Here is a 16,906-nt window from a genome sequence, read left to right on the forward strand (position 1 = left end):
TCAATTGCCGCGCAGAAAAGCTACTGGCATCAACGAGGCCGACAGCATCAATTACCTTATTACCCAAGCGAGAAAACTTGGGACAGCTGCCCATACAGACTATAAAGCTGACTGGCTCGTTTCGGGAAGTATTGGAAGCAAGCTCTGGGAAATTATCGACGAACAACGAAACAATGAAATCATTAAATTAAAGTTTGATGCACCGATGCCAGATGGATCATTGCTGACCGATCCTCAAAACCAAAAACTATTATTCCCACTACAGAAAATTGCCTTTCATTTGAGGATGGGGAGTTTGACCGGCGATCTTAAAACTGCCAGACAGTGGATTATAGCAGTCGAAGCCATAATTAATTTTTCACGCTGGCTTGTACTTCATGGCTCTGTCTTTGCACCTCAAAAACATGGCTTCAGATTGATCACTGAGGATCATTTAGTTGGGTATTTTGAAGAGTTTGCTTCAGGAGGCATTATAAATACTCTAAAACTGAAGGAAAGATTCATCGCCACAGCGCACGAAAACATTGAAAGCGACATCCCCCTTAAAGAATTGCTTAGAGACCCGTATCATTTAGATAAAAAATTTATATCCGACACCTTCTTATGGTTGTCCAGAAAAAATGGGATTGTGCACAGTAAAAGGAGGAAGCTCCTGATTATTTCAAGACGCCATTTACATCAAATTTTAGGCTGTTCTTACCCCGTTCTGGATAGGTATTCCAGTATGGGCGTATTCTTGGATCAATTCGATAGGCCGGCCAATCGCGCGAATACGGGTTACACCACAGCGCCGCCACCGGTGCCTCGCAGGAGTCCTAAATCCAAGGACGAGACAATTACAAGGCAGACCATGCGAATGCATAAGCGCCAGTTGAAAATACTCTTTTCAGCCCACTCGTTAATTCCAGATGAAATTCCTCACATTGCCAATAGTGCATTCGAGAAAACTAGCACTTCAAAATTGCGACTGGATGGCCACACCCGCCTTATACCGATTGAGGTTGGTTTAAATGCAATTCAAAAGGCGTCTGAAATGGTTGTTGTATATGGGCCCACCATTGTGCAAGCAGTCCTGCATTATGCTAGGAACTACACTGCAATAAGAGAAATTAGAAGCCTTACCTTTTTAACTAAAAGAATGAATGAGCTTTTCGAAAACACCCGACAAAAATGGTTGACCCCAGATACACCAAACATCCCCTCACAGTCTCTATGTGAAAGATTCAATGTCGTATCTCTCACATCAAATGTGCGCAATCATAACATCGATAAGGGGATTAGCTTCAAAATACTCCATGAAGCATTCTACGGGGCTTGTGCATTACTAATTGGGATGTGCAAACCAATTAGGGATGGGGAGATTCATAAACTGAAAAGAAACTGCTTGATCAGTGAGTTCGAGGGTGGGGGAGCCCTCCTGATACAAGAGCTAGAAAAGAGCGGAATGATGGGTGCAAGGCAAACGATAACTCGCCCTATTCCATCTGTGGCCGCGCGCGCGATACAACTTCTTCAAGTAATGGGATCTGAACTATCTAAAATCTACGCTGACAAAAGCGGCCCGATCAGGGATTACCTCTTCTATATTCCAGACCATTATTTAAAGGCGCCCACTGGGAAAGCACTAAGCTATACGCTAAACAAATCCATTGATACCTTTTGTGCACTGCACAACCTTCCAAACGATGAGAACGGAACCCCGTGGGTTATTCGCATACATGAGATGCGAAAATTCTTTCTTTTGATTATGTATAAACACCACGACAATAAACTTAGAAGCATTTTGAGCTATGCAGCCGGACACACAAACCTCGAAGACCTAGATGCTTATATTTCTTTTTCTCACGACGATCCGGAAAGTGTCAGGTATGAAAGTGAGTGTATTGCTGACAAACTGCTCTCCTTGGAGAACGGGGTGCTGTTGAAATCAGGAAACAATGGGCTTTGCGCGCTATACTCATATATCTGTGAACACTTTGATGTTTCGGAAATCTCTGCTCTGTCAAAGGATAAATTTTACCATTTTCTGGGTGCAATGCAACGCTCTGATATTTATAAAAGTACAGTGTACACATTAGAAATCAAAGATAGTGACGGCTCGCTTACCACTCTTGATTTTGCCGTACGATTCAATGGAGAGATTGATGAGAGATACAACTGAGCAAAACCTAGAAGCAAGAATCAGATGGTTAATAAACATAATTAGCCACCAAACCAAACCCACAAATAATCAGACAAGTTTTCTATCTGATTTCAGAAGCTTTATGAACCTTGAAGTTCCTGGCTGTTTTGTCAAAAAATCCTATAACACTATTAAGCAACAGGCACTAAACAATAGAAGTTTAACCACCCCCAATCATTATTTAACAACCTGGGAATATCTAAAGGATTTAAGACTCCAAGCCTTCGCTGAAATCACCGCCAAGACACGTTTGCAAGACACGTCAGTAAGTGTAAAAGAACTGGAGAAAAGAGCGCTACTGGAAGCTCATCTATGTGCTATGGCTTACCTGGAATCCTATGATTTTTTACGTTCATTGCTATCTGACCCTTCATTATCAGACTTTCTGCGCTTAAAAATAAGTAACTTCTTAAATGTTTCAGTGGGAAAATACTCACAAATCACATCACACGCCCCCCGAGAAAGTGCCTCACTTCATCTAGTCAAGGGAGGAAAGACATAATGACTCAACTCTATAGAATTTTATCAAATGTTCGACTACCTTCAGGAGCTACGCCTGCTATGAAGGGTAGTCGACATCTCGTTACTTACCTTGAAATACCCGAACTCCCCTTGATGTTTTGGCCTAACGGCTATCCATGTCACCTCGTCAATATTTGGCTTGCTGAAACTGCAAACCGTAGTACCGGACACGAATCTGCCAAAACGAATGCAACTTTAATCACCCACTTAATCAGATTTTGTTATTCCCGAGACATCAGTTTTTACGACTTCAGTGATACCTATTTTAAAAGCCTCACCACAGAACTCAGTGAAGAAACAAAAACACCCCAAGGAGGCATTGAGGAGAAATCAAGATCTAAAGCCCACGTTCGTAGTATTCAGCTAACGAGCTTATACTTTCTGATGTGGGTACAGGAAAAGCACCCGCTGCAAACCGAGACACCTTTGATTGGTGTTTCATCTGAGCATCCACGTATCACTGTAGAGTGGCGTCTTTCACCTAGAAGTACCAAGCCCTATATTTGGCACCCACTTTTAGTGGCGAAGTCATCACCTATCAATGACAAATTTGCAATACCAGACACATTTATCGCAAAGATCCGCGATGAAATATTTAGACGTCATATCACATCTAAATTGCCCGCTCGCTCAAAACTCAAAGAAATAAATAACGTTGAACTATTTGAAGCGAACTTAAAATATTTGTTCAGCAGACGCATGTTTGTTGTCAATATGATGACCAGTTTCGGACTGCGGCCTGAAGAGCTTTATGACATGCCTCTTGAAGAGAACGCAAACATCATGGAGAGCCTAATAATCCTCCTTCCGACCAAAAAAACGAGAAACTATAAACTTACACGACGCCTTAAAATAAACTTGAATCTCGCCGTAACACTTCAAACGTATTTTGATGATAGATCTTCATTCATAAATTTTCTGAACGAAACACATATTACCATTAGAGAGCCCAATCGTGTTTTGCTAGGAGAAAATGGCGGGACACTTAACAAAAGCTCTATCACCAAAGAATTTGATCGGCTATGTGAAAGTGCTGGATTCAGAAATATAAAAATGTGCCTTTCTATGTTTCGCCATCGTTTTATAACGCGCGAAGTCAAGGCAGAACTGCTTCTTAGGTTTAACACCAACCCTGAATTCGCTCGGGAGCTTACGCCTGCATTGCGCGATGATGTTTCAAGAGTAGTCATAAGAAAGACCGGGCATCGCGATCCAAGATCTGTCTGGACATATGTTGATGAGGAGTACAAATTGTTAACCTCGGATGATAACCTTCAAAAATTAAACTCAACTAAAGATGATATCGAGCAAACCAAGAACTCACTATTAGATTTTTGCTATCGCAATCAGATCCAAACGAAAGGTCGCAACAGTGATCAGATTGACGAAATCAGGAAGGCACTAAAAGTACTGGAACACCAACTCTTTGCTCTACAAACTAAAAAAGACATGTAGGGATATTTTTAGCTCAAACCAACGGAGTTAGTCACAGCTAAAAATCATCCAGACACAGGTGTGTTTCGGAGGGAGCCTCAGCTATACTGCTTTAGCCAAATACGCAGAACAAACTCCAACACTTAGACGAGACCTATTTATAACTTTATCATCACATAAGTATATAAAATCTACTGATATTCGTGTGCTTATCTCTCTTGCGCCCCGCAACAGATCAAAAGGTTCGTCTGAGGCATGTTGAATGTAGAGCACGCCGAGGAACTTCGATTAGCGACAACAGTTAGCGGCCATCCTACGCTTGATTTGGTAGATTTTATAAGTCGTACAGATCGCTTCCCATAGACCATGTAAAGCACGCATATGATCCTGGTCAGAGTTGATGATAAACACGTAGTTGAGCCTGCTTCCGCTAAGGTTTTTGTGATAACGGTGCTGGGCCGCCAGTCGTCTGTAATCCGGAACCAAGCAACGCATAGCGCAAGCTCCGTGTTGCATACCCCAGACTGCAAGCCACACTTCCCCTGTAATCTCATGCCACTACCCAACTCCATAGCAGCCATCCAAACACGATAACCCCGACGGACAAATCATTCCATCAGTATCAACTCAAGCACGGCAGTTCAGTGGAGGGAGTGCTCTACTTGACATCCAAGTCCTCCCTAGAACCCGCCGAATTAATGGGGCTTGGCAGAAAGAGAGATATTATATCTTACCGCTAATGCCTCTACCTCGTTAAAGGTAAGTACTCCAGTAGTGCCCGACCTAGATACGATATCGAAGATTGCGTGAATGACCTCTTCCTCATCTGGAATATAAGCTTTTGTATTTCTGCAAAAAACCGTACGAATCCTTTTACCAACCTCAACTTGTCGTACAAGAATCTCATAACGATGATTTTCAAGGGGTGGAGGTATTATTAGTTCCTTTGATAGAGTAACCGCCTCCCCGCTATAGATAGGTCGCATTCGATGTGAACGGTTGGGGTGGGCCTTAAACCAATCTGAGTCATCAGCTTTCCAAGGGATTTCCCCAAGATATACATTGTTAGGCTGACCTTTGATTCCGGCCTGCCTCATCACGCGGTCGGACATTTTATCCAAAGTAGTGAAATGCGACTGGATCGATGCGATGGCAGTCGCTACGCCCTCCTGTGTAACATGACTACTTTTAATGTTTGGTTTTATACGCGGTATGCTATCGATATTTTCCGTCACGTACACGCCAGAGGCCATAACAGACACCATTTTGTTAACGCAGCATTCTCCTGCGAGAGTTATTTGCGAACCGGTGACAAAACCACCGAAAGTCTTGCTGTTGTGCTCAAGAGCTTTACCACAAAGTCCACAGCAATCTCCAGCGGTGCTAAGCACCTTCTTGAACTCCTTTTCTAAACGGCGTCTATCACTTCTATTCATTTTTCACTACCTCTCAATTTTATTGATCAAAGAACTGAGAAAAATGAACCTCTTATTACTGCTTACTCAACCCCTATAGTATGGAACGAGTTTCAAAAGCCTAGCACCTTGGCAGAAGATCTGCCCTACAAAGTCCCTAGCCGTTAGTCGGCTCGATAATATTCATCATAATCGAACAACTTCAATTCAACACAATTTCACACACATACAACACCAATACATGCATAAATCATCAACCCCTAAGCTCATGATTTAAATCCGTTTTTTTAAGAGAGTGCAAAAAAACTCAGCTACAGCAAAAATTAATACGCGCATCAACATAAAATTGATTCCGCCTCAAACAAATCAGTACTGAACCACAACCAACTCAGAATTTGACAAACTCTAGACTCCCTACTTAGCTTCTAAAACCTCCCAATAGGAGTTCTATAAAATGCAATACTCTAGATTTTTCTACACAGAATATCAGTCATCTTTGGATGCCAAAGAAGAAGGCGCCTTTACGATACTTTCAATGCCCCAAAGTCGAGAAGTGAACTTTCATCTACGCCCTACAGTTGGGTTACAACGTATCGCTATCTTATGGGATGACGGCATTGACACGAGAGTATTTGAGCTGATGGAGCGCGCATTTGTCATTAATGCTTTGTCACCTGTAAAATTGCTTCATGCGTCAGAGGGGCTTTTGCAGGTTTTGACAGACCAACGGTTAAGCGTAAAGAACCGGGACGTATTTGAGGCTTTATGGGCGGACTTGGCGGCTGGCGTCATTTTTGATGCATGGGCACTTTCCGTTTTCCCGGAAGATAAAATATTCAATCCGTCAGACGGTGGCAGGATTTTTAGAAATCATTCGAAAGACATTGTTTCCACCCAAGAACTGGGAATTATTGATTACTCCTACAACTTATTCCTTTTCGCTGATGAGTGGGACATCGAAAATATACTTTACAATCAAATGGACTTTAAAGCGGACGATGACCTTTTCAAAGATTAAATTTGTAGGTGGGCTCTTGGACGCCCTTAAACAGTTCTAGTTGCCATGAGCGACCTTTAAAAAAGGCAAGAGGCGTCAATGCAAAAGCAATTACATTTGCTGCTTTATCAGGTGTTGGCTCTAGTGGAGGCTGACTCCGCCCTCATCCATCATCAAGGGCGTCAAAAACCACCGAGGTATGCAGACGCAAATTTTTTCGAAGACTGCCGCCTATCACTCACAACAACGACCCACCCGTTTCAGCGTTAGGCTGACTGATAGCCTTGCCTGCAGCGTTGCAGGACGCTTCTCAACTGAGGCTATCATCATGATCAAAGATGGCGTTGGTAACATTGCGGCTGCGTCAGTTAACACCGCTTTAGACACGGTTTTAGTGTTGACAGCGGCTGGCCAATCTACCGCCTCCGCAGTCGAGTCGTCGCGAATACTGACAATCGAGTCGGTGCGAAAACTTTTGGAGGAGCAGCTTGGAAACAAGAGTGCCTCCGTGAACACACACAAACTAGCTACCTCAACTGTTGTAACCGTTGCCACACCTGCCTGTAGCGCTGCGAAAAGTCGCAAGCCCGCTCGGACGCTTTGAGCCCGCAGGGCGAGCATTGGAGGCCCTCGACAATAAGATGCTGTCCAGGGCCTGTTTCAGGGCGGTCAAAATCTTCACTCGCATCATTCGATATTTGAATACCGGAAGCCATTGCTCGAAGCGGGCTGTGCTTTGGGCAGCGAACAACACATCCAGGATTTTTTAAACGCCCTGAAATCCATCGCCTCAAGGTAAATGGAAACTGCCAACGGAGTCAGGATCAATGCCGGTTGTACAACCTTGTCACTGTGTTGGTGGCCCCCAAGAAATACCCGTTCATGTTCGACGGCCAAGTGGAACTGAGGCTTAAGATCGTGATCCCGAACGCAGAGGAATGCTCCGTGCCTTCGTCGTAGAACTAGGGATAGTCGGACAATTGTCGATAGTGGTAGCTTGACGCTATCAGTCGGCGTGCCGGTGAGCTTCTGCGACTTCTGAGCAAAGCCGGGCCGTTAACCTTCTTCCGTCGATACAAGGATGTCATGGTGAGTATTCCCAGCCCGTCAAACAAAGGTGGGCCTGCGGCTCGGCAGGGTTTCAAATACCAGGATCACGTTGCCGTAACGTTTATATTGAAGATGCTTCGCGACAGCACTTACCTGCAGGTAGAGTGTGAAACTGCCGATGACATCGTCGCAATCTCGCAACAGGCGGGAGAGACCGTCAACGAGTACATCCAGGTCAAGACCACGGAAAACGACAAAAAGTGGAACCTGACGGAAAGCATTGCCTTGGAAAAGCAAAAGGCTGACTCCTCACTTTTCCAGAAGTCGTTGAAATGCGACGTCCGACCTGGTTTGGCCTGCTTCAGGATTGTATCGAAGCGAGACATCGCTAAAGCACTGGAGTATTTCACCAAGGCGTTGGACAAACGGGTTAAACCTGACGCCGCCACCGATCGGGGCCAGAAACTGGCCAAAAAATTCCCCAAGTCAGTATCCGCCAGAGGTCGAGACTTCACCTATTGGGCAGACCATTTCGTTTGGCAGGTTTGCGGTGATGTGGCGTCGTTGGAAGCAACAAATCTGCGCATGCTTGCGGAGGTAATTGATCTGTACGGTGAGAGCCCTTCTCACCGCCAGCAGAAGGACATTTACGAGGCATTCTTGAGCTGGGCAGATGACGCAGCGACTGCCGATGTCAAAACTGCACCAGAGCAAAAAATCATCACCCGTATTGCGGCCTTCGCAAGACTAAAAGCGCTGCTCGATGTGGCAGCGAAGCACTCCGCCTCTTTCGCCAAACCTTACAAGTCCAAACCCGACCCGTTCCTGGTAGAGTTTCACACGACCACGGAAGACGGCTTACTGCGGTCACTTTCTGGCTTTGACGTCGAGTACGATTTTGAAGAATGGCGAGGCCATCAACTGGCCGAACATCTGATGCAATGGTTACCTGAATTCTGTCTGCGGGCGAGTGAAATCGCCAACTTTCAGGTACACCACACTCCCATGGTACTGGCGAAATCTATCAATACGTTGAACAACGCAGCCATCCCTCGTGATCGCTTGATTGCAGAACTGATCCTCCACACCATTCTGCGAAGTCGGGAAAATAGCGAGCCGATTGCGTGCAAAGTTTTCTATGCGGTCAATGGCAAACTTTCCGAGTTCGGCAACGCTCACATCGTCCAACAGACGGGACAGGCAGACCAGCTATGGCTTGGCTTGTCGCGGATGATTTCCACCGGAACGATGGATCAGACGCTCAAAGAGATCTGCGATGTGCTGGATGCCACGATCTCCAGGGCGGCGCTAACTGAGGAGCGCGAGGTCATCATCGCACTGCGTGAGCCTCATCATCACCTCCCTACCGCCGAGGCATTCAATAAGGCTCTGCATCGCAACGCTCCCGCACAGGACATGCTAAACGTAATGTGCTTCCCGATCTTGTTGGCCTACGACAGCGAAGCGTTGTCTGGAGGCTACCTCTCGGATTACCTAACCAACCTCAAAGCAGAGGTCACCCTGCACTACAACGCGCTGGCCAGTACATTACCGCCGAAGATCAAACAGGTCAGGGTGGTCGTTTTCCTAGTACCGATTGAGAGCATCCATCAGCTCGTCCAGAAATTCAACACGCTCTGCAAGGCTGCCAGTTGATATGAAATACGACTTCATCAAAAAACAGCTGGAACTGCTTTGCCATCAAAACAGTGACAAAGCTGGTTTACTTATGGGGCTGAGCCACATTGTGAACAGGGGCCATCCCGAATGGGAAGGTCGCGATCTTGTCATCCGATCTCTCGATAAATTCGAGCTGTTCGACGACGTGGAGCAGTCGCTTTTGCTCAGCTTGGTTCGTACCGTTGGCCTCTTCCCCTATATCACCCCGCACTTGGAGAACGTTTCATTTTCCGATCGCCTAGCCTATGAGGTTCATCGGGTGGAAGGAGTAGAAAAAGGCATGGTTTTCCACCGACTGCAGGCACACGTTTTCCATTTATTGATGCAGGGTAGAAACGTCGTACTCAGCGCCTCGACCAGCGTTGGCAAAAGCTTAGTGATCGATGCGGTACTGGCTCAGGGCAAATTTCGAAAGGCTGTGGTGATCGTGCCGACGATCGCACTCATCGACGAGACACGACGCCGACTGGTCAGGCGCTTCAGGCAGTCATGCAACGTCATCACGCACCCCAGCCAAGAGGCGAACGAGTCGCTCATCAATGTGTATTTGCTGACCCAAGAACGGGTGCTGCAGCGTGACGACTTGGGAGATGTAGACTTCGTCGTTATCGATGAATTCTACAAGCTTGACCTCGCCAGCGACTCTGACGAAAAAAACAGATCGATCGACCTAAGCCTTGCCTTCCACAAGCTCGCGAAGCAGGGTGCCCAGTTCTATTTGCTTGGCCCCAACATTCAAAACATCCAGGGCCTTGATGGGTATGAGTACAACTTCATCCCCTCAAATTTCTCGACAGTGGCCGTTGATGTGACCCACTACAACCTGCGCACGCGGGGCGACGAACGCAAAGAGAAACTCCTTGAGCTTTGCGCGCAGATCTCCTCTCCTACCTTGATCTACTGCCAGTCGCCAGCAAGCGCCAATCGAGTCGCACAATTTCTGATCGATGAGGGAGAGTTTCCTCCGCTCGAAGACACCCGAGAAATCTCGGAGTGGATCGCGGAAAATTATCACCCGGACTGGAATGTGGCGAAGGCGATTGCTTTGGGGATAGGCATCCACCACGGCGGTGTCCCCAGAGCAATCCAGCAATACTTCGTAAAGCTGTTCAACGAGCGAACCATCCGCTACATCATCTGCACGTCCACCATGATCGAGGGCGTTAACACCTCGGCGGAAAATGTCATCATCTATGACCGCAGAATCAACAAAAACACCTTTGATTTCTTCACCTTCAAAAATATTTCTGGCCGCGCCGGACGCATGAATCAATATTTCATCGGCAAGGTGTTCATGCTGGAAGAGCCCCCTGAGGAGAAAAGCCTGACGGTCGATTATCCAATTGGCCTGCAGAACGAAGTCTCCCCAATGGGACTGCTGATGAAGCTTGAACCTGAATATCTCACCGACCAGTCGCGGCAGCGACTGGACGCCGCGTACGCTACCCCTCAACTGTCCGTATCGACGCTGATCGAAAACAGGCACTTACCGGTTGATCGACAGGTGGAGGTCGCGGATAGGATCCTGCGGGAACTGGCTTTGAGTCGTGTATGGCTCACTTGGAAAGGTAACCCCGAACAAAAGCAGCTCGAATACCTCTGTACGCTGATTTATGAGCACCTTCCCCACAAGCTTCCTGAGTTTGGTATCCATTCAGGCCTACAGCTCGCGTGGCATATCAATGCGCTCAGGGCCCAGAAGGACTTTCAGGTCTATCTTCAGCAAGCTATTGACGAAGATAATTCCGACCGAACACCGAGCGAGTCTATCGGACAGAGGCTCAAGCTCATCCGCAATGTCATCTCCTACCGCCTTCCCCGAGACATCATGGCGCTGAGCAAGATCCAAGCGGACGTCTTCACTAAAAAAGGTATTTAGCCTGGAAATTTCGGGTTCTTCGCCGAGCAACTGGAAAACCTGTTCCATGATCCTTTGCTTACTGCGCTGGATGAGTATGGAGTACCGACTCAAATTTCGATCAAGTTCAAAGGAGCCATTCTGCCGTCAGAAAACCTGACTCAGTTGCTCGACAAACTGCGTGTCTGGGCGTTGAGGATAGAGTCAGCACCACTTAGCCATTTCGAAAAAAGCATCGTTCAGTGGGCAGTCGACGAGATCTGACCGAGGTAGTCGGGTGAGGCGAATGGCGCCTGTTGTCGCTTGAATTCACTGCAAAAGGATACTCAATGGCAATCATCAATAATCCGAAGTCGCAGCCGGTGATCGAAATGACCGCTTGTATCCGAGACGCGTGCGACGATTACAAGCACTACATTGAATTTATCCTTGAGCCTGCCAAGGAGGAGCTGGAAGCGAAAGTTAGGAACAATGAGGTTTTGCTCCACCAAGCCTTTGGAGTTAATTTGATTGTGGCTCACAGTGTTGACTATTTGCAGGCCATCCGATCAGCAGCTGCGGTAAAAGAAAATCGAAAAGACCTAGTGAAGTCCTTTGACGAAAAATTCGCGGTCTCTGGTGCGTATCTTAGTAACCGCAAAATGGAGTTGATCGACGCGATCAACAATGCCATCAAGCATATTCGGGTTGACCCACTGCGATACAAGAGCCTAGGTGAGCGCTATGGACAGATTTCCTTCCAGAGCTTAGTAGAGGATGAGGGGCGCGTGCTGTGCCATCTAGAAAACTACCGATTCGACTATTGCCGGGTTGTGCTTCTACCAGCTTTAAGGGCATTGGCTAACTGGGAGTTCAGCAGCGCAGAAAGCGTGCTGAGATTTGCCCAGGGTGAGGTGACCATTGAGCACTGGAGCTACTCCGACACCTATGATCCTTTAGATCCCTCCACAGCGATTGATCGGATGATTGAAATCTGCTCCTCCCCCTGCAAGAACTGTGAGGAAGAAGCTGACGCGTGTCGCTGCTCCCAATATGTCTTTGCGGGAGATGAGGGTCGATTCGAGCCGCTATATTCACCTTCTGAGGGAGAGTTTGAAGAGCTGATGGATCACATATCCCCATCGTACAATCGAGCATGAAAAAACGATTACGCTTTTCCACCACGACCGCCGGTTAAAACCGAACGCACACTGGTCAACCTCACGAGAGCGAGCCATGAATTACGTTGAGTTGATCCAACGCCAAGCGGAGCAGATGTTTGGCAACAAAACCAAGGCCGACTGCTGGCTGAATCAACCAAAAACCAGCCTCGGGGGCAGCACGCCACTAGAGCTAGCTCGCACTGAAGCGGGATACGAACTGATAAAGGCTGAGCTTGAAAAACTCAATCACGGATTCGCCTGCTAATGCGAGCCCTCCTCCACCCCCCCGGACTCAGCATGATTATTTTTGATCTCAACACAAACGACACCGAAGCTTTACTCAGGCACGTTGAAGCGTTCAAGCCGAACTCAGGCGATGCTCGTGAGGATTCACGACTGCGAGAGGCGCTGTTTGAATTGAAGGAGGCTTTGGCTCAGCATCTTAAAAATTCGGGGGATAAGGCCATATAGCGCACAGACGATAATGCTCCCAGCGTCCGAATCAGCAACCACCCGAAGCTCTCAATGACTATTCAGGGCCATACCAATTGGAGCTCCCATCTCGATGACGATTCCGAGAGAGGGTGAGATCTGGAAGCTCGCGGTTGAAACGTTGGGTGCACAACGCTTGAGGAGCAGCCACCCCACCACTCAGTGTTGATCCAAGGTATTCTGCCCAATATTGCGGGGTGGCTTCGACCCTGCCATCCATTCAAGCGCCCAGATGCCTATCAAATTCGTTCTATTCGACGCCTTTGGCACCCTCCTTCAGATTCCTCAGGGCCGACACCCCTATCGTCAAATTTTGAGAGAAGGCATTCGACAAGGGCGCCGGCCCCACCCAGACGACCTTCGTCAAATCCTGACTCGTAACCTGAATTTGGCCGAGGCAGCAGAGCTGTTTGGAATCAAAATCCAGTCAGCCCACATGGCCGATATTGAAGGAGATCTTGAGGCCGATCTTCAGAGCATTGAAGCATTCGAAGATGGTCTTCGTGCGGTCGAAATGCTTCAGGCTTCGGGCATCAAAATAGCTGTCGCGTCAAATTTGGCTGCACCTTACGCGTGGTCTATTCGGCGTCTGTACCCGACTGTGGATGCCTACGGCTTCAGCTTCGCGCTCGGGGCCATGAAGCCCGAGCCTTTCTTTTACAGGGGCACATGCGAGCTCTTGGGAGCAGACACCAGCTACTACTCTGGAGGCGACAATGTGGTCATGATCGGTGATTCTGAAAAATGTGACCGTGATGGCCCCAACGCCGTTGGCATACCGGGGTTTCTTCTGAACCGACAGGGCGGTAAAGACTTCAGCAGCCTCAATGAATTCAGCGATATGGTTCTGAGCTGCAAACGTCAGTGAGCACCTACCGTCTGCGACTGATCAACCGTTGCAGCCTGTCGCCCCAGTGGCGTTAGGCGAATATCGCTCCAACCGCAAAAAACTTTCAAACTTGTCGCGCGGCGCATCGGCGCTCGCCCGACAGCATTGGAGACTTATACAAATCAAGCCCCCGTCATGAGGCTTTAAAGCGGAGCCCCCGATTCAGGATCAAGCAGGTACGCGATTTCAGGAATTTTATCCTCAAGAGTCTCATTCAGCCTACGCCGCAGGCGGGTATAGCATCGTAGCGGAAAGGCCCTGACCAACTGGTTGAATTCATCTTCTCTAGAAGACCCTAGCCGCTACCCGCCCGAAGCACTATCAGCACAAGCTGAGAGAACTGCATGGAAAGAAAAAGGATCAGCCCGCTATCATAGTTGCTTGCAAGCACCGAACAACCGGTTTAGCCGAACGCGCGCCAGGGCCAAAATGAATTACGTTGAGTTGATCCAACGCCAAGCCGAGCATGTCTTTGGCAACGAAGCCAAAGCCAAAGTAACTAGTGATACAGGTTCTCTCACGGATTCAAGGGATTCTCAATTTTCAGGCTGTGGGCGTCTTGCCAGGCGCCATCAGCGAACAATAGGGGGGAGTTCTTTGGCCATAATCAAACCGGTCATCAGCGCATTATAATGCGCTAATTCATGATGAATGATGGGTGACAGCGCATTAAAATGCGCTGAACGAATGCACATCATCTTCTCAGTGCGTTTCAAAAATACAACGAAAAATCCTGGCACTGATGGTTGAGATTCTTCAAAAAATTAAGCGAACGGCTTGCTCAAGGGGCCCTTTCTTGTACTCAAAACAAAATCACGGCCAAGACTCAACGACGGCAGAACTGTTCCGTCGCCTAGCTGAGCATTTGTACATGCCAAGCGATTGGCAATCACTCGTTTCTGAAGTTGAGCGTGCATTAGTCGCAACGCCATTTTTCGAGGTGCTTCTGATCGATAGTCTTACGCAGCGCGCGACTCCATTGGCATTGCAGGCACTTTGATTCAAGTCTTCCTATCTTCAGTTTTTCCCCTGCTACGCTGACCTCTTCCACGGAGGAATCACAATGTCGAACGCAGACCTGCTCCCTTCCCTACTCTTTAAGATCAATCAGAACCAGCTAGCCCTTGAAGCCGCGATCATGGAGCTGACACTCTGGGTCGAGCAGCGCGGATCAGCGGAGGTCGCCGGCAATGTTCGAGGTGCTTTGGACACAATCAGCAAGAATGAAGAGTTCATCAACATGACGTTAGCTGTGCTCATGACGCCTGAGTGAGTAGTCTCTTGGTAGGCTAGCCGGGCCTCGTTGGCCCGAAGATCGACTTTCTCATTGATGTTACATCACACCACCAATTAGCTAGGGGCATGCGGTGGCGGACGCAGAACAACTTGAATACAACCTCCCCTCTCACCGCCCGCGAGGTCTGCCAGGTACCGACGGACGTCGCGCTCGGCACACGCGTCATCGAGAAAGCCTGCAGTCAGTCATGGAATGAGGTATATCACGGTCTCATGGCGTTCAGCGTGGTCGTGTCGGGTCTCTTGAAACCTAGCAGGGTTACGGCACAGATCCTGTCGAACTTTTGTGTGGTTGGGAACATGAACAGGTTGAGCGCCTGCTGAATGCGCTCTGCACCATCACCTAAACGACCGTGTTTAAGAGTTCTTTTTTTGCAAGCTTTTCAGACGTAGAGTCGCGCGCTGTACGGCGGCCATCTTTTCCGGACGCTTCATGCGCTTCCATTTTTTGATGTCTTCCTTGGTGCGACCGCAGCTGACGCACAGTTCACTGTTCAGCTGGCAAACAGAAATGCAGGGATTTTCGATGTCCTTGGCCATTGTTCAATTCCTCGTCGAACTTATGCGTGCTGCGGGATCACTGCTAAGCCAGAACGGCGACCTGATCCGGTGAATCAGCGCCCGACTTTGTGCGGTATTCAACGGTCAGATGCGTGACTTCATGAACCGTAGCAAGCCGTTCTCGTATGTCTTCGGCATTCACTGCTGGGCTGCCAAGGACGCTCACAATCGCGGCTCGGGCCTGCGGCCCTACCTGCCAGACATGAAGATCAATGATCGAAGCATCTCCCGGCGTTTCAACCAGTTCACGAATCTCTTCAGCGACATGATCATCTGTCTGGTCGAGCAATACACCCGCAGTCACCCGCATCAACGACCAAGCCCAGCGAGCAATGACAACTGCACCCACAATCCCCATTGCAGGGTCGAGCCATACCCAACCAAGGTATCGACCAGCAAGCAGTGCAGCGATGGCCAGAACCGAGGTCAGTGCATCTGCAATGACGTGGACGTAAGCAGATCGCAAATTATTGTCGTGACCATGCGCATGGTGAGATTCATCTTGGCCGTGGTCATGCCCATGGTGATGATCATGACCGCCAGACAGCAAAAGCGCGCTCACCACATTCACTGCTAATCCGACAATTGCGATAAGAGTCGCTGTCCCGAATTGCACTTGAGTCGGTTGAAAGAGGCGAAATAACGACTCTCCGGCAATCCCCAAGGAGACCAGTCCCAAAATCAGAGCAGAGGCGAAGCCACCCAAGTCTCCCACCTTGCCAGTTCCAAAACTGTAGCGAGCACTTGAGGCATGTCTTTTTGCGTAACCGTAAGCAGCTGCGGCTATGCCAAGTGCTCCAGCGTGCGTTGCCATGTGAAAACCATCGGCAAGCAACGCCATTGAGCCAGTGAGATAACCTGCGGTGATTTCAGCAACCATCATTACGACGGTCAGAGCCACCACCCACAAGGTTCGCTTGGCGTTTTCTTCATGTGATTTCCCAAGGAACATATGGTCGTGGGAATAGTCGGTGTAAGAATTAGTCATCTGGGTAAATCCTATTTGGAATAGCGGCGAATGGCTTCGAGAAGCTCATCGACGCCTTTCGCTCTTTCTTCGTTGCTGAGTGTCGGATTCGCGACGTGCTCACGAGCGTGGTCTTCGATGATTTCATCCATCAGCCCATTGATAGCGCCACGGGTAGAAGCAACCAAAAGCAACGTTTTCGAGCAGTCATCATCAGAGTCGAGTGCTCGCTCAATCGCCTGGATTTGCCCAGCTATTCGCTTTACGCGTTTAAGAAGATTGTCTTTGCTCGATCTTACATGACCCATACCATACCCCCCCTACCTATAATGAAAGTATGATCACACGTTCCAACTAGCCATACAAGCCAGGGAAGGAAGACATCCGACCGGCAGCGTTGCAGCATTCAAATGCTGCAATC

General features: G+C 48.3%; 16 protein-coding genes. 12 read left to right on the top strand and 4 right to left on the bottom strand.

Going from position 1 to position 16,906, the window contains the following annotated elements:
- Positions 1 to 4 precede the first annotated feature (4 nt).
- Genes BVK86_RS20290 through BVK86_RS29490 form a run of 3 tightly spaced genes read left to right on the top strand, consistent with a single transcriptional unit; the run spans position 5 to position 4,159 of the window.
- On the top strand, positions 5 to 2,161 hold the full coding sequence (locus tag BVK86_RS20290) for a hypothetical protein (RefSeq protein ID WP_075948100.1): 2,157 nt from the start codon (positions 5 to 7) through the stop codon (positions 2,159 to 2,161).
- A complete protein-coding gene (locus tag BVK86_RS29485; protein ID WP_139315782.1) occupies positions 2,145 to 2,684 on the top strand; it encodes a hypothetical protein in 540 nt (179 codons plus the stop codon). Before BVK86_RS20290 ends, BVK86_RS29485 begins: the two co-directional genes overlap by 17 nt.
- Positions 2,684 to 4,159 (top strand): site-specific integrase, encoded by a 1,476-nt coding sequence (locus BVK86_RS29490; RefSeq protein WP_139315783.1) that lies wholly within the window; start codon positions 2,684 to 2,686, stop codon positions 4,157 to 4,159. The genes BVK86_RS29485 and BVK86_RS29490 overlap by 1 nt, the downstream gene beginning before the upstream one ends.
- A gap of 674 nt (positions 4,160 to 4,833) precedes the next feature.
- Here BVK86_RS29490 and BVK86_RS20300 read toward each other — a convergent pair.
- Positions 4,834 to 5,574, bottom strand: coding sequence for a hypothetical protein (locus BVK86_RS20300; protein WP_139315784.1), 741 nt, complete (start codon positions 5,572 to 5,574; stop codon positions 4,834 to 4,836).
- A 433-nt stretch (positions 5,575 to 6,007) separates the two neighbouring features.
- Between BVK86_RS20300 and BVK86_RS20305 the strand changes: the two genes are divergently transcribed.
- The 9 genes from BVK86_RS20305 (at position 6,008) to BVK86_RS30585 (ending at position 15,281) form a co-directional block, all read left to right on the top strand.
- The gene (locus BVK86_RS20305) at positions 6,008 to 6,571 is read left to right on the top strand and encodes a hypothetical protein (RefSeq protein ID WP_075948103.1); all 564 of its coding nucleotides are present in this window, start codon (positions 6,008 to 6,010) and stop codon (positions 6,569 to 6,571) included.
- A 1,065-nt stretch (positions 6,572 to 7,636) separates the two neighbouring features.
- Positions 7,637 to 9,256 carry a HamA C-terminal domain-containing protein gene (locus BVK86_RS20315; protein WP_075948105.1) on the top strand — a complete coding sequence of 540 codons (1,620 nt, stop codon included), beginning with the start codon at positions 7,637 to 7,639 and terminating at the stop codon, positions 9,254 to 9,256.
- Between the two features lies 1 nt (position 9,257).
- Positions 9,258 to 11,159, top strand: coding sequence for a DEAD/DEAH box helicase (locus BVK86_RS20320; protein ID WP_231977945.1), 1,902 nt, complete (start codon positions 9,258 to 9,260; stop codon positions 11,157 to 11,159).
- 308 nt (positions 11,160 to 11,467) lie between these two features.
- Complete coding sequence (locus BVK86_RS20325) at positions 11,468 to 12,277, top strand: hypothetical protein (RefSeq protein ID WP_075948106.1); 810 nt, start codon at positions 11,468 to 11,470, stop codon at positions 12,275 to 12,277.
- Positions 12,278 to 12,353: 76 nt separating this feature from the next.
- Positions 12,354 to 12,545, top strand: a complete 192-nt coding sequence (locus BVK86_RS20330) for an MbcA/ParS/Xre antitoxin family protein (protein ID WP_075948107.1) — start codon at positions 12,354 to 12,356, stop codon at positions 12,543 to 12,545.
- Positions 12,546 to 12,577: 32 nt separating this feature from the next.
- Positions 12,578 to 12,751, top strand: a complete 174-nt coding sequence (locus tag BVK86_RS29845; protein WP_167371513.1) for a hypothetical protein — start codon at positions 12,578 to 12,580, stop codon at positions 12,749 to 12,751.
- A 253-nt stretch (positions 12,752 to 13,004) separates the two neighbouring features.
- Positions 13,005 to 13,640 carry an HAD family hydrolase gene (locus BVK86_RS20340; protein WP_075948109.1) on the top strand — a complete coding sequence of 212 codons (636 nt, stop codon included), beginning with the start codon at positions 13,005 to 13,007 and terminating at the stop codon, positions 13,638 to 13,640.
- 1,084 nt (positions 13,641 to 14,724) lie between these two features.
- Positions 14,725 to 14,934, top strand: a complete 210-nt coding sequence (locus BVK86_RS20345; RefSeq protein WP_075948110.1) for a hypothetical protein — start codon at positions 14,725 to 14,727, stop codon at positions 14,932 to 14,934.
- Positions 14,935 to 15,023: 89 nt separating this feature from the next.
- Entirely contained in the window at positions 15,024 to 15,281 is a 258-nt protein-coding gene (locus BVK86_RS30585) for a DUF7693 family protein (protein ID WP_425272401.1), read from the top strand.
- Positions 15,282 to 15,314: 33 nt separating this feature from the next.
- Here BVK86_RS30585 and BVK86_RS20355 read toward each other — a convergent pair whose 3' ends face one another.
- The 3 genes from BVK86_RS20355 to BVK86_RS20365 are packed head-to-tail and all read right to left on the bottom strand — an operon-like array spanning position 15,315 to position 16,793.
- A complete protein-coding gene (locus BVK86_RS20355) occupies positions 15,315 to 15,497 on the bottom strand; it encodes a DUF1289 domain-containing protein (protein ID WP_075948111.1) in 183 nt (60 codons plus the stop codon).
- Between the two features lie 43 nt (positions 15,498 to 15,540).
- Positions 15,541 to 16,506: a CDF family Co(II)/Ni(II) efflux transporter DmeF gene (dmeF, locus tag BVK86_RS20360; RefSeq protein WP_075948112.1), complete on the bottom strand. Its 966-nt coding sequence runs from the start codon at positions 16,504 to 16,506 to the stop codon at positions 15,541 to 15,543.
- An 11-nt stretch (positions 16,507 to 16,517) separates the two neighbouring features.
- Positions 16,518 to 16,793, bottom strand: coding sequence for a metal/formaldehyde-sensitive transcriptional repressor (locus BVK86_RS20365; RefSeq protein WP_028621219.1), 276 nt, complete (start codon positions 16,791 to 16,793; stop codon positions 16,518 to 16,520).
- Between the last annotated feature and the right edge of the window lie 113 nt (positions 16,794 to 16,906).

Origin of the sequence: Pseudomonas reinekei (assembly GCF_001945365.1) — a bacterium.
GTDB classification, from domain to species: domain Bacteria; phylum Pseudomonadota; class Gammaproteobacteria; order Pseudomonadales; family Pseudomonadaceae; genus Aquipseudomonas; species Aquipseudomonas reinekei.